A 12,756-nucleotide genomic window follows, 5' to 3' on the forward strand; every position below is an offset into this window, starting at 1 on the left:
TCAGCCCACCGGTTCCGGGTCGCGGGCGCCGACGAGCTCGCGCACCGCCGGGTCGAGCACGGCGTGCAGCGGGGTGACGGCGCCCTCCAGGAAGAGCCGGCGCATCAGGGTCCGCTGGATCTTGCCGCTGGTGGTGCGGCGGACGGTGCCCGGGCGCACCAGCAGGACGTTGCCCGCGGGCACCGAGAACTCCCGGCTGACCAGCGCCTGGACGGTGGCGGTGACCCGCGGGAGGTCCTGGTCCGCCAGGGCGCTCGGGCGGACCTCGTGGACCACCACCAGGTGCTCCCGGTCGGTGTCGACGGCGAAGACCGCCCCGGCGCCGAAGGCCGTCGGGTCCAGCCCGCGCACGGCGTTCTCCACGTCGTACGGGTAGATGTTGCGGCCGTTGATCAGGACCATCTCCTTGAGCCGGCCCGTCACGAACAGCTCGCCGCGCTCCATCGCCCCCATGTCGCCGGTCCGCAGCCACGGGCCGAGCTCCTCCGCGCCGGCGATCCGGGCGCCGAAGACCTCGGCGTTGACCTCGGGGCGGTCCCAGTAGCCGGAGGAGACGCTGGCGCCCCGCACCCAGATCTCGCCGACCTCGCTCTCGGGGCGCTCCGCCCGGGTCTGCGGGTCGACGATGCGCACCTCGAAGTCCTCGGACCGCACCACCCCGCTGGACGCCAGGGTCCGCGTCGGCGCCTGGAGGTACGGGCCCTCCAGCCGCCCGGCCTCCAGGCCCGCGGCGTCCACCTCGCGCACCAGCGCCGTGCGGCCGTGCCGCTTGCCGGAGACCAGCAGCGTGGTCTCCGCCATGCCGTAGCAGGGGAAGGAGGTGTCGGCCCGGAAGCCGTACGGCCCGAACCGCTCGGCGAAGGCCCGCAGCGTCTCGGCCCGCACCGGCTCCGCGCCGTTGCAGGCGACCTTCCAGCTGGACAGGTCGATGCCCTCCAGGTGGGCGTCGGTGATCCGGCGCAGGCAGAGGTCGTAGGCGAAGTTGGGGGCGGCGGAGATGGTCACCCGGTGCTCGCTGAGCAGCTCCAGCCAGCGCACCGGCCGGCGCAGGAAGGAGGTCGGGGACATCAGCACCGCGCTGGTGCCCAGCCACAGCGGCTGGAGCACGTGCCCGATCAGGCCCATGTCGTGGTAGAAGGGCAGCCAGCCGCCCAGCACGGTGTCCTGGTCGCTGCCGGTGGCGCGCTGGATGGCGGCCTCGTTGGCCAGCAGGTTGCCGTGCGAGACCATCACGCCCTTGGGCTCGCTGGTGGAGCCGGAGGTGTACTGGAGGAAGGCCAGGTCCTCGGGGCGCAGCCCCGGGTCGCGCCAGGAGGCGGCGTCGCCCGCCGCCGGCCCGTCCGTGGCGAGGCAGAGCACGTCCGAGAAGCCCTCGTCCGCCAGCCACGCCTCGACGTCCGGCGCGTGCTTGCCGATGGTCAGCACGGCTCCGACCCGGGCGTCCCGGACGATCCCGGACACCCGCTGGAAGTGCTGGCCCTGCTCGGTGGGCAGCGGCGCCGGGACCGCCACCGCGCCCGCGTACAGGCAGCCGACGAACGCCGTCAGGAACTCCAGTCCCGACGGGTACAGCAGCAGCACCTGACGGCCGGTCAGCCCCCGGTCCTGCAGCCATGCCGCCAGTTCCTTCGCGGACCGGTCCAGGCCCGCGTAGGTGAGCCGTTCCGGCTCGACCCCCCGCACCCCGTTCTCCAGGAACAGGTACGCGTCCGCATCCCCTCGCTCAGCCGCCCGCGCGAGCACCAGCTCCGCGAACGATCGGAACTCCGCCACCGTCAATCCCCCTCGTTCGGTCGACACGTCCAGACCGATCATCAGTTCGAGCACTAAAGCCGACGTTGCGCTACACGCGCCTGCGCAGGCCCTCCAGTTGGGCCCACAGCTCCCGCTCCCGCTCCGAGAGCGGCACCCCGGGCAGGAGCCGCTCGGGGTGGTCCGCCGGCGGTTCCGCCAGCGGCACGGGCCCCGGTTCCCGGCCGACGGTCAGGTGGTACTCGACCGTGACCGCTCCGAACATCGCGCCCAGGTTGGCGAACGCCCTGACCCAGCCGGCCGCCAGCCGCCGCACCGCCGCGCGCCGCCGCTCCCGCGGACCCACCGCTACGCCCCCCGGCCCGGGGCCGGACCGAAGTCCGCGGCCAGGGCGACGTGCCCCGGCACCTCGGGCAGGTCCGCCAGGTCGTGCCGGAACGACACCTCCCCGGCGGCGTCCTCGCCGCTCTCCGCGAAGCCCAGCGACGGGTAGAGGCCGCGCACCTTGCCGTTCTTGGCGGTGGGCCGGAAGCGGGCGTGCACGGCCGGCGCCCCGGCCAGGCGGGCCCGCTCCAGGACGGCGGCCAGCGCGGCCTGCTCGATGCCCCGGGCGAAGACCCGGCAGCTGAGCAGGGCGTTGTCGATGTGCCAGCCGTCCTGCGCGGTGCGCACCAGGACGAGACCCACCAGCCCGTTGTCGCCGAACCGGTCGGTGGCGCGGACCGCGAGCACCAGGTGCTCGTCCGCCTCCATCCGGGCCCGGACGTCGGCCGCCTGCAGCCGCTCGGTGGTGAGGTTGAACTGGTTGGTGCGCAGGGTGATCTGGGAGGCCCTGGCCACCTCGTGTTCGCGCACCGGCGAGAGCGAGACCCGCACGTCGAGCCGGGCCAGGTACTCCTCCATCGAACCGGCGCCGTCCAGCAGGTCCTGCCGGGCGGCCTCGGTCCGGTACTGGTCCGCGCGGACCCGGTCCTCCGCGGTCAGCGCGGCCACGTCGAACCAGCCGTCCGCGAGCAGCCGCTCCACGTGCAGGGCCGGCTCCTCGTCCAGCCGCACCACGGCCACCTGGGGCAGGCTGCTCGCGACCAGCCCGCACTCGAACGGCGAGTCGTCGACGAAGACGAAGCTGTCCACGCCCAGGTTGAGCCGGCGTGCGATGTCCAGCAGATTGCCGTCCTTGGGCTCCCAGTTGGCGTTCACCCGGACGAAGTCCCCCTCCCGGAGCACCATGTCGGGGTGGTCGCGCAGCACCCCCAGCACCGCCTCCTGGTCGTTCTTGCTGGACACCGCCAGCAGCACGCCCTGGGAGCCGAGTTGGGCCACCACCCGCTGGAAGCGGCCGAACGCCTCGCCCCGGAACGTGGTGGCCGCGGCGATCCCCTCCGGGCCGTCGTCGCCCAGGATGCCGTCCCACAGGGTGTTGTCGAGGTCGACCACCAGCACCTTCTTCGCCCGGCCGCGCAGGGCGCGCACCAGGTGGCCCACCTCCCGCGCGTACGCCCCGAGCAGCTCCTCGCCGAGCTGCGCCTTGGCGTAGGCGGCCAGCCGGGGCTCGTTCACCGGTCCGCCCGCGGCGACCAGCGGGTCCAGGTCGACCACCCGCACCCGCTCGTGGTCGAGGGCGAGGCGCAGCAGCCCGGCGTTGAACTCCCGCCAGGCGATGCCGATCCGCGCCCGGGAGCGGGCGTCGACCAGCTGACGGGTGTGGACGGGCAGCAGCGGCACGGTGTTGAGCACCAGCGTGCCGGTGCCGTGCTCGACGTAGCGGGCGGCCAGCGAGGCCAGCAGGCGCAGCTTGGCCGCGACCGCCTGCTCCAGGTCCTCCGCCCGCCAGGGGTGCGGCAGTTCGTCGAACACCAGTTGGGCGTCCAGCACGCACAGCGCGAGGTCCACGCCCTGCGCGTACAGCTCGCTGCCGGTGTCCCGGAGGTCCCGCAGCCAGGAGCCGTAGTCGGCGGTGGTCGTCTTCAGCACCACGCCGTGACGGGCGAGTTCGGCGGTGAGCGGGGCGGTGAGGGCCCCGAGCGTGGAGTGTCCGGTGACGGCCGCGGTGACCGTCTCCAGCCCCTCGTGGCGGGCCAGCACCTCGGCCGGGTCGAGCCGGGCGAGCAGCTGCCCGGCCCGGGCCAGGTCCCGTCCGGGGTCCGCGGACGCCCCGGCCGGCGCGCCCGCCGCCAGTTCGGCCAGCAGCCCGGCCACCTGCCGGTACTCCTCGACCAGCCGCCCCTCGCCGTGCAGGGCCCGCAGCCGCTCCAGCGGGCCGGTCCGCTCGCCGGCGGGGGTGTTCACAACCGCGGTCACGGTCTCTCCTTCGCTGCCTCCGGTGGACGGGCCGAGCCTGCGCGGCCCCTCTTAAGGCGCCCTTGCGCGGGTTCCCGGGGGGCTTCGCAAGGACGGCTTTAGCCGGTCCGCGAAGGGTGGTGGCCGAGACCGTGCCTCCGGACCCACCACCCACGCGAGGAGCAAGCCATGACTGATACGGCCGGATCCAGGCCGGTGAGCACCCAGGTGTGCATCGTCGGCGCCGGCCCCGCCGGGCTGACGCTGGCGCTGGAGCTGGCCCGCCGGTCGGTGTCGGTCACCGTGGTGGAGCAGAGCGTCCACTTCAACCGCTCGTTCCGGGGCGAGTCGATCTCGCCGGACTCGGTGTGGCTGCTGGAGCGGCTCGGCATCCTGGACAAGGTCCGGGACAGCACCCTGGAAACCCACCGGATGGAGATCCTCGACGGCGGACGGCCGGTGCTGAAGGCCGAGTTCGCCGCCTTCGACCAGCCCTGCCCGTTCCCGATGGAACTGCCGCAGCCCCCGCTGCTGACCGCGCTGGCCGACGAGGCCGCCGCGCTGCCGGGCTTCACGCTGCTGCGCCGGACCACCGCGGTGGAACTGCTGCGCGACGGCGGGACGGTGACCGGTGTCCGGGTCCGCGGCCCCGAGGGCGAGTACGACATCGACGCGGCCCTGACGGTGGCGGCCGACGGCCGGTTCAGCAAGGTCCGCGAGATGGCCGGGCTGCCGTACGAGAAGATCCCGCTGGAGCGGGACTTCGTCTGGTTCAAGGTGCCGCAGCCCCAGGCCTGGGACCCGCACACCTACCGGGTCCGGATCCAGGGCGACCGCCACGGGCTGTTCATCCCGACCGTGCCCGACCTGGTGCGGGTGGGCTTCAACATCCCCAAGGGCGGGCTGCGCGAGATGCGCAAGCAGGGCATCGAGTCGCTGTACGCCCGGGTCGACGAGCTGGCCCCGGAGGTCTCCGCCGGGGTGCGGGAGTCCGTCACCAGCTGGTCGGACACCTCGATGCTGGACATCTTCACCACCGTGGTGCCGCGCTGGTCGCAGCCCGGCCTGGTGCTGGTGGGCGACGCCGCGCACACCCTGACCCCGGTGCTGGGGCAGGGCGTCAACCACGCGATCGCCGACGCGGTGGTCCTGGCGCCGCTGGTCGCCAAGGCGCTGGCCGGCGGCGGACCGGGCGCGCTGCACGCCGCCTGCCGGCGGTTCCAGCACGTACGGGAGGGGCACGTAGCCCGCTCCCGCGGCCTCCAGATGCGCCAGGAACGGGCGTTCGCGCTGAGCGACCCCGTCCCGGTGGCGCTGCGCCGGCTGGCCTACCGCCTGGTGAGCTCCAACGACTTCCTCAAGCGCAGGATCGTCGCCGGCATCTACTACCCGCTCCAGGAGGCGCACCGGAGCGGACGCGCCGTCCTGCCCGTGGCCCCGCACCGCGCGGGCTCCGTGAGCTGACAGACAACCACCGACTCGGAGAGGAAAGACCGATGACCGCACAGCCCGACGCCGCACCCGCCCCGGACGGCCAGGAGGTGCCGAACTACCCGTTCGAGCGCCCCTCCGCGATGCAGGCCTGCCCGTTCTACGGCCACCTGCGGGAGAACCAGCCGGTGGCCGAGGTGCGCATGCCCAGCGGCGACCACGCGTACCTGGTCACCCGCTACGACGACGTGCGCACCGTCTTCTCGGACCCGCGCTTCAGCCGGGCCGCCACCCTGGAGGACGGCGCGCCCCGGCTCGCGGCGGCTCCGCAGAAGTTCAAGAGCCTGCTGAACATGGACCCGCCGGAGCACACCCGGGTCCGCAAGCTGGTCTCCCGGGAGTTCACCGTCCGCCGGGTGGCCGCCCTGCGGCCGCGGATCCAGGAGCACACCGACGCGCTGCTGGACGCCATGGCGGCGAGCGAGGGGCCGGTGGACCTCATCCCGGCGCTCGCCTTCCCGCTGCCGGTGACCGTGATCTGCGAGCTGCTCGGGGTGCCGTTCGAGGACCGCGAGAAGTTCTCCGCCTGGTCCAGCGCGTTCCTGGCGACCACCTCGCGGACCAAGGAGGAGATGCTGGAGGCGCAGGTCGGCCTGTTCACCTACCTCTCCGAGCTGGTCGCGGCCAAGCGGGAGCAGCCGGACGACGGCCTGCTGTCCGCCCTGGTCTCCATCCACGACGAGGACGGCGACCGGCTCGACCACGAGGAGCTGATCTTCCTCGGGATCAGCCTGCTGGTGGCCGGCCACGAGACCACCGTCAACCAGATCGCCAACAGCGTGGTCGCGCTGCTCACCAACCCGGAGCGGCTGGCCGAGCTGCAGGAGAACCCCGAGCTGATCGACGCCGCGGTGGAAGAGCTGCTGCGCGCCTACCCGCCGGGTGACGAGGGGCTGCTGCGGATCACCACCGAGGAGCTCGAACTGGGCGGCGTGGTGATCCCCAAGGGCTCCGCGGTGCTGCCCGGCCTGGCCTCGGCCAACCGCGACCGCCGCCAGTTCACCGACCCGGACGAGCTGGACTTCCACCGGCCGAGCAACCCGCACTTCGCGTTCAGCCACGGCACCCACTACTGCATCGGCGCCGGCCTGGCCCGGCTGGAGCTCCAGATCGCCATCGGCTCGCTGTTCCAGCGCTTCCCCACCCTGAAGCTGGCGGTGGCCCCCGAGGACCTGCCGCGCCCCTCGGGCATGCTGGTGCACGGCATCAGCTCGCTGCCCGTGGTGTGGTGACCTCCGCCCGCCCGCGCTCCTGACGGCGAGAAGCCCCCGGACTCCGGTCCGGGGGCTTCTCGCCGTCCGCCTGCCGCCGTCCGTACGACCGGTGGGCGCGGGCCCGTACGGCGGTCCCCACCGGGCCCGCGGTGCGGCACCTGGGGCCGGTGGCCGAGGACCTCCGCCGGCACCGCCCCGGGCCCGCGGAGAGCAGTGCCCGGGCACGACGAAAGCGGCTCCCGGGTCCGCGAGAGGAGTCTCGCGGACCCGGGAGCCGCCTGGTGGTGGGGCCGGGGCTCAGCGGCCGGACGCCGCCCGGTCGGGCTCCTCGGACGCCGTTCCGGGCTCCGTGGCGGCTGTGGCGGCCGTGGCGACCGCCCCGGCCCCGCCCGTACCGGGCTGTTCCGCCTCGGCCTGCCGCCGGCGCAGCCGGGAGCGGAACCAGAACGCCGCGCGGACCACGACCGCGACGATCGCCGCGGAGATCAACTGAGGCTCCGGGACTGGAGGGCGCGCATCGGAACTCCTGTGCTGGGGCGGGTCGGGGACGGGAGGGCGGTCGGGTCCGGCGTCAGGCCGCGCGTCCGCCGCGCAGCCCGGCGATCACGTCCCACAGCTGCGCCGGGGTCGCGAAGGTGTCGGCCACCAGCTCGCCGTCCGGGATGCTGATCCCGTACACCTGCTCCACCTGGACCAGGAGCTCGACCATGGCGAGCGAGTCCAGGCCCGCGGCGCGCAGGCTGGCGTCGCCGGTCAGCGGGCCGCGGGCGGCGAGCCGGGGCAGGGTCTGGAGCAGCAGCTCCTCGAAGGCCGTGTCCCACGGCTGGGCCTGAAGGGTCTCGTCGGTCATGGCGGTGCTACCTCCGTGCGGTGGATGGTTCGGTTGCGGGGGCGTGGGCGGGGGTGCCGTCGCCGGGCTCCAGGGCCTGGCGGTGCAGGGCCAGCCGGGTCGCGGAGACGACGCGGTCGCCGTCGACCAGCACCTCGGCCGGGGCCCGGTGGCCGAGGAAGCCGAGCAGGCTCGCGGTGAGGCCGTACGCGCCCACGTTGGGGACCGCGAGCAGGTCGCCGGAGCGGACCCCGGGCAGCTCCACGGCGCGCGCCAGGATGTCCGCCGGGGTGCAGAGCGGGCCGGCCAGGGTCACCGGCTCGGCCGGCTCCCTGGTCTCCGGGGTCCGGGCCGGGCCGGTCGGCTGGGCCCGCAGCGGAAGCAGTCGGCCGAGGCCGGACAGTCCCCCGAGGTGGTTGATCCCGGCGTCGAGCACCGCGTAGGTGCTGCCCCGGCTCGGCTTGACGTCGGTCACGGTGCTCAGCAGCCGCCCGCTGTCTCCGACCAGGTAGCGGCCGGACTCGAAGGCGACCACCGGCCGCCCCTCGCGCCAGCCGGGCAGGTTCTCGTCGAGCACCTCGGCCAGGGCCTCGCCCAGCCGCCGGTACACCGGGCGCTCGCCGGCCGTCGCGTACGGGCAGGCGAAGCCGCCGCCGAGGTCCAACAGCTCCAGCCGGATGCCGAGTCGGTCGCGCAGCCGGGCGGCGGTGCGCACGCTCTGGGCCAGTTCGGCGATCAGGCCGTCCTCGTCCGCGGAGTTGGTCAGCGGGAAGAAGTGCAGCCCGACCACCCGGGTACCGGCGACCAGCAGCCGCTCGGCGTCGTTCTCCAGCCAGTCCAGGTCGAAGCCGAACTGGGAGGGGCCGCCGGTCATCCGCAGCCCCGCGGTGCCCGGCGCGCCGGCGGCGTTGATCCGCAGCACGCAGTCGGCCACCGCGCCGTGGGCGGCGGCGGCCGCGCCGACCCGCTCCAGGTCCCCGAAGGACTCGACGGAGAAGGCGCGCACCCCGGCGCCGACCGCCTCCGCCAGCTCGGCCGGCACCTTGCCCGGCCCGGAGTACAGCAGTTCCCCGGCCGGGTGTCCGGCCTCCAGCGCCGCGGCCAGCTCGCCGCGCGAGGTGACCTCGGCGTGCACGCCGGCCCGGCGCAGCTCGGCGACCAGGGCGGGGTGCGGGTTGGCCTTCAGCGAGTAGTAGATCCGGGAGGGCTGCGGCAGGGCCTCGCTCAGGTCCCGGGCGGCGGCCCGGACCCGGGCCGCGTCGTAGACGTACAGCGGACTGCCGTACGCCGCGACGAGTTCGGGATCGGTGGGCGTGCCCGCGGTCACGGGCCCACCTCGGCGCCCGGGCCGCCCGCGGCCCGCCACTCGGGCTCCGCCAGGATCTCCAGCACGGCACAGGTGCAGGTGAAGCCGGAGCCGCTGCCGACCAGCAGGACCTTGTCGCCGGGGCGCAGCGAGCCCGTCTCGGCGAGGTCGTTGAGCCCGGCGAACTGGTCGGCGGCGCCGAGGTGTCCGGCCCGGCGGGCGAACTCCCAGGTGGTGCGCTCCTCGGAGACCCCGAGCATCTTCTGCACCTGCCACTCCATCTTGCTGCGGCCGGTGGCCGGGATGACCGTCCAGGCCACGCCCTGCCGGTCGGTGCCGGCGTCCGCGAGGGCGGTGTCGATGGCCTCGCCGACCACGGCGATGAGCCGCTCGGTCGCCTCGCGCAGGGTGCCGTGCTGCTGCACGTAGTGGCCGACCCGCTCGGCGAGGCTCTGCTGCTCGCCGTTGGGCAGCGGCTCGAAGCCCCGGCCGCGGACCACCGCCTCCAGCGAGTTGTCCGAGACCGTCGCGGTGGACACCAGGCGGGCGAACCCGCCCTGGTTGTTCAGCACCAGCGCGGCGGCGCCGTCGCCGTAGACGATGCCCTGCTCCTGGCGCCAGCGGCGCATCAGCGGCGCGCCGAAGCGGTCGGCCGTGGTGAGAACCGCGCTGGTGCCGGGCTCCGCCGACGCCAGCCGGTGGGCGGCGAGCTCCATGCCGACCAGGCCGGCGTTGCACTCCTGCTTGAGCTCCAGCGCGGTCACCCGGGGGCCGACGGCGTGGTTGGCCACGTAGGAGGCGGCCGGCCAGCCGTCGATGCCCTGGAAGTAGATGTAGCTGTGCACCAGCAGCGCGACGTCCTCCGGGGAGGCGCCGGAGCGCTTGAGCGCGGTGGTGGCGGCCTCCACCGCCATCTCGGGCGGCGCCACGTCGTCGGGGGCCACCCGGACCGACAGCAGGCCGTCGGCCTCGAACTGCTCGGGGTCGTACTCACCCGAGTCGACGGCGGAGCGCGCGGAGACCGCCGGAGGCAGCCAGGCTCCGGTCCCCGACACGTAGATGTTTTGCCAGCGCATGGGGTCTCCATTCCTCGTGACGGACCGTCGGGCGATGGAGTCGCACCTCACCCCGCCGTCCCCGGCATCCTCCGAGCGCCAACTTGGGTGCCGCTAAAACCGGCTGCCGGCCCGCGGCCGGGCCGCGCACAAGCCCGGCTTCAGCCCGGCGGACCAGCCTGGGGGCCCGACGGCCCCGCGACCCGGGGCCGCCCTGCCACGAACGGGAGCCGAGCCATGCCGCCATCCCCCCGGGACGAAGCGCCCCCGGACCCCCGCCGGTGGTGGGTGCTCGCGGTGCTGTCCGCCGCGCTGTTCGCGATCCTGCTCAACAACAGCCTGCTCAACGTGGCGATCCCGCAGCTCGTCCGCAGCACCGGCGCGGGCATGTCGCAGGCGCAGTGGATCGTCGACGCGTACACCCTGGTGTTCGCCGGGGCCCTGCTGACCGCCGGGACGCTCGGCGACCGCTACGGCCGCAAGCGGGCCACCCTGGCCGGCACCGCGACGTTCGGGGCCGGCTCGCTGGTGGCGCTGTTCGCCGACGCCCCGTCCCACCTGCTGGTCGCCCGGGCCGTGATGGGGTTCGGGGCGGCGTTCGTGATGCCGGGCACCCTGGCGATCCTGGTGGACGTCTTCCCGGCCCGGGAACGCGCCCGGGCGATCGGCGTCTGGGGCTCGGTCTCGGCGCTCGGCGTGGCGGCCGGCCCGGTCCTGGGCGGCGCGCTGGTCGACCGCTTCTGGTGGGGGTCGGTGTTCGTGGTGAACCTGGTGCCGGCGGTGCTGGTGCTGGTGGCCGGCGCCGTGCTGCTGCCGGAGTCGGCCGATCCGGCCCCGCGTCCGGCCGACCCGGTGGGTGCCCTGCTGGGCGCCGGCGCGATGGCCGGGGCGGTGTACGGGGCGATCCAGGCCGCCGGGCACGGCTGGGGCTCGCCGGTCGTACTGGGGGCGCTGGCCATCGGCGGGGCCGCCGCGGTCGCCTTCGTCGCCTGGGAGCGCCGGCACCCGTACCCGATGGTGGACCTGGCGCTGCTGCGCAGGCCGGCCTTCATCGGTGCCGGGGGCGGGAACATGCTGCTGATGATCGGCGTGGCCGGCACGTTCTTCGTGCTCACCCAGCGGCTGCAGTTCGGCCTCGGCCTCAGCCCGCTGCGGGCCGGCCTCGGGATGCTGCCGAGCGCCTTCTCGGTGGGCGTCGGGGCGTTCCTCTCCGGCCGGCTGACCCGCCGTCACGGCGCCCGCGGGGCGGTCGGCACGGGGCTGGCGCTGGCGGCCGCCGGCATCCTGGTGGTCGGTCTGGTGGACGGCGGCTACCCGCCGGTGCTGGCCGGCCTGGTGGTCACCGGGATCGGCTTCGGGCTGGCCATGACGCCGGTGACCGACACGGTGATGTCCCTGGTGCCCGAGTCCCGCTCGGGCTCCGGCGCGGCCCTCAACGACACCCTCCAGGAGCTGGGCAACGCGCTGGGGGTGGCGCTGGTCGGCACCGTGCTCGCCCGCCGCTACGCGAGCGGGACGGCCGGGCTGCCGGATCCGGCCGACCGCTCGCTGCACGACGCCCTGCAGCTCGCGGAGCACACCGGCGGCCGGGCCGGGGAGGCGCTCGCGGCCACGGCGCAGCGGGCCTTCGACCAGGCCGCGGCGGCCGGGCTCGGCACCGCCGCCGCGGTGGTGGCGGCTGGCGCGGTGCTCGGCGCCGTGCTGCTGCCGGGCCGGTCGGCGCCGTCGGCCGGAACGTCGGCGGAGGGCGTTCCTCCGCTCGACCCCGCGCGATCTTCGACGGTCCGTCAACCCGGCCCCGTAAGGTAATGATCAAGCGCGATTCGAGTGACGGGGGAAGATCGCGCCTGCCTCCGTCACGTCTGCCTGCCCATTTCCAGCGGAGGTGTTTCCCATGACCGTTTCCAGAGGCTCACTGCTGAGCCGGGCCATGTACGTCGGCCCACCGATCCGGACCCTGCACGAGGAGTACGCGAAGAGCGGCCGGATCGACGAACGGGCCCCGGTGGTCGCGGCGAGCGAGGTGACGGTGGACGCGCCGCCGGGTGAGGTCTGGCGGGTGCTCACCGACGTGGCGGGCTGGCCGGGCTGGGTGCCGGGCGTCAAGGAGGCCGCCCTGGACGGCGCGGAGCCGGCCGCGGACCTGACCTTCCGCTGGGTGCTGAACGGCATGCGGATCCGCTCCACACTGGCCGTGGTGACGCCCGGTCAGGAGATCGCCTGGACCGGCCGGCTGGCCGGTTCGCGGGGCGTGCACCGGTTCCAGCTGCGGCCGGCGCCCGGGGGCGGCACCGTGGTGCGCTCCGAGGAGTCGATCGGCGGCGCGCTGGTCGGCCTGTACTACAGCAGCGAGAAGTTGTCGGCGGTCCTGCGGGGCTGGCTGGGCGCACTGAAGAGCACGGTGGAGGGCGAGCGGTGAACACGACGACGACGGACCTGGCCCTGGCCTACAACCCGGTCTTCCTGGGTCTGCGCTTCCTGCTGGAGCTCTTCGCCCTGTACGGCTTCGGCGTGTGGGGCTGGCGCAAGGCGCCCGGCGCACTGAGGTACCTCGCGGTGGTCGCGATACCCGTGGTGGTGGCCGTCGTCTGGGGCGACTTCGCCACCGCGGGCGACGAGGCCCGCAGCGGGGAGACCACGTTCGACACCCCCGGGCCGATCCGCCTGCTGCTGGAGTTCGCGGTGTTCGGCGGGGCCGCGGCGGGGCTGTGGCACGCCGGGATGCGCAAGACCGCCCAGTGGTTCCTGATCGTGCTGGTCGTCTACCACGTCGCCTCGTACGACCGGATCTGGTGGCTGCTGCAGCACTGACCCGCCCGGCACGACGGC

General features: G+C 74.6%; 12 protein-coding genes. 5 read left to right on the forward strand and 7 right to left on the reverse strand.

Features of this window, described 5'->3' with window-relative positions; all coding sequences use genetic code 11:
• The 3 genes from ACIQI7_RS17305 to ACIQI7_RS17315 are packed head-to-tail and all read right to left on the reverse strand — an operon-like array spanning window position 1 to window position 4,053.
• The gene (locus tag ACIQI7_RS17305) at window positions 1–1,815 is read right to left on the reverse strand and encodes a fatty acyl-AMP ligase (protein WP_401110508.1); all 1,815 of its coding nucleotides are present in this window, start codon (window positions 1,813–1,815) and stop codon (window positions 1–3) included.
• Between the two features lie 28 nt (window positions 1,816–1,843).
• The gene (locus tag ACIQI7_RS17310) at window positions 1,844–2,098 is read right to left on the reverse strand and encodes a DUF6059 family protein (RefSeq protein WP_401110431.1); all 255 of its coding nucleotides are present in this window, start codon (window positions 2,096–2,098) and stop codon (window positions 1,844–1,846) included.
• A gap of 2 nt (window positions 2,099–2,100) precedes the next feature.
• Window positions 2,101–4,053 carry an HAD-IIIC family phosphatase gene (locus ACIQI7_RS17315; protein WP_401110433.1) on the reverse strand — a complete coding sequence of 651 codons (1,953 nt, stop codon included), beginning with the start codon at window positions 4,051–4,053 and terminating at the stop codon, window positions 2,101–2,103.
• Window positions 4,054–4,221: 168 nt separating this feature from the next.
• On the opposite strand from ACIQI7_RS17315, the gene ACIQI7_RS17320 reads away from it, so the two are divergent.
• Together ACIQI7_RS17320 and ACIQI7_RS17325 are read left to right on the forward strand one after the other, a co-directional pair.
• Window positions 4,222–5,496 carry an FAD-dependent oxidoreductase gene (locus ACIQI7_RS17320; RefSeq protein ID WP_401110436.1) on the forward strand — a complete coding sequence of 425 codons (1,275 nt, stop codon included), beginning with the start codon at window positions 4,222–4,224 and terminating at the stop codon, window positions 5,494–5,496.
• A 32-nt stretch (window positions 5,497–5,528) separates the two neighbouring features.
• Window positions 5,529–6,755, forward strand: a complete 1,227-nt coding sequence (locus ACIQI7_RS17325; protein ID WP_401110438.1) for a cytochrome P450 — start codon at window positions 5,529–5,531, stop codon at window positions 6,753–6,755.
• A gap of 279 nt (window positions 6,756–7,034) precedes the next feature.
• Here the strand turns inward: ACIQI7_RS17325 and ACIQI7_RS17330 are convergent, their stop codons facing one another.
• The 4 genes from ACIQI7_RS17330 to ACIQI7_RS17345 form a co-directional block, all read right to left on the reverse strand.
• A complete protein-coding gene (locus ACIQI7_RS17330) occupies window positions 7,035–7,226 on the reverse strand; it encodes a hypothetical protein (RefSeq protein WP_401110441.1) in 192 nt (63 codons plus the stop codon).
• Between the two features lie 82 nt (window positions 7,227–7,308).
• Complete coding sequence (locus tag ACIQI7_RS17335) at window positions 7,309–7,587, reverse strand: acyl carrier protein (protein WP_401110444.1); 279 nt, start codon at window positions 7,585–7,587, stop codon at window positions 7,309–7,311.
• Window positions 7,588–7,594: 7 nt separating this feature from the next.
• Window positions 7,595–8,893, reverse strand: coding sequence for a type III PLP-dependent enzyme (locus ACIQI7_RS17340; RefSeq protein WP_401110446.1), 1,299 nt, complete (start codon window positions 8,891–8,893; stop codon window positions 7,595–7,597).
• The gene (locus ACIQI7_RS17345; protein ID WP_401110449.1) at window positions 8,890–9,948 is read right to left on the reverse strand and encodes a ketoacyl-ACP synthase III family protein; all 1,059 of its coding nucleotides are present in this window, start codon (window positions 9,946–9,948) and stop codon (window positions 8,890–8,892) included. The genes ACIQI7_RS17340 and ACIQI7_RS17345 overlap by 4 nt, the downstream gene beginning before the upstream one ends.
• 216 nt (window positions 9,949–10,164) lie before the next feature.
• On the opposite strand from ACIQI7_RS17345, the gene ACIQI7_RS17350 reads away from it, so the two are divergent.
• The 3 genes from ACIQI7_RS17350 to ACIQI7_RS17360 all read left to right on the forward strand — a co-directional run bounded on the left by ACIQI7_RS17350 (window position 10,165) and on the right by ACIQI7_RS17360 (window position 12,738).
• Window positions 10,165–11,736 (forward strand): MFS transporter, encoded by a 1,572-nt coding sequence (locus ACIQI7_RS17350; protein WP_401110452.1) that lies wholly within the window; start codon window positions 10,165–10,167, stop codon window positions 11,734–11,736.
• A gap of 85 nt (window positions 11,737–11,821) precedes the next feature.
• Window positions 11,822–12,346, forward strand: a complete 525-nt coding sequence (locus tag ACIQI7_RS17355; protein ID WP_401110455.1) for an SRPBCC family protein — start codon at window positions 11,822–11,824, stop codon at window positions 12,344–12,346.
• A complete protein-coding gene (locus ACIQI7_RS17360) occupies window positions 12,343–12,738 on the forward strand; it encodes a YrdB family protein (protein ID WP_401110457.1) in 396 nt (131 codons plus the stop codon). The genes ACIQI7_RS17355 and ACIQI7_RS17360 overlap by 4 nt, the downstream gene beginning before the upstream one ends.
• The last annotated feature ends 18 nt before the right edge of the window (window positions 12,739–12,756 follow it).

It is taken from the genome of Kitasatospora sp. NPDC092039, from assembly GCF_044756065.1.
Classification (GTDB): domain Bacteria; phylum Actinomycetota; class Actinomycetes; order Streptomycetales; family Streptomycetaceae; genus Kitasatospora.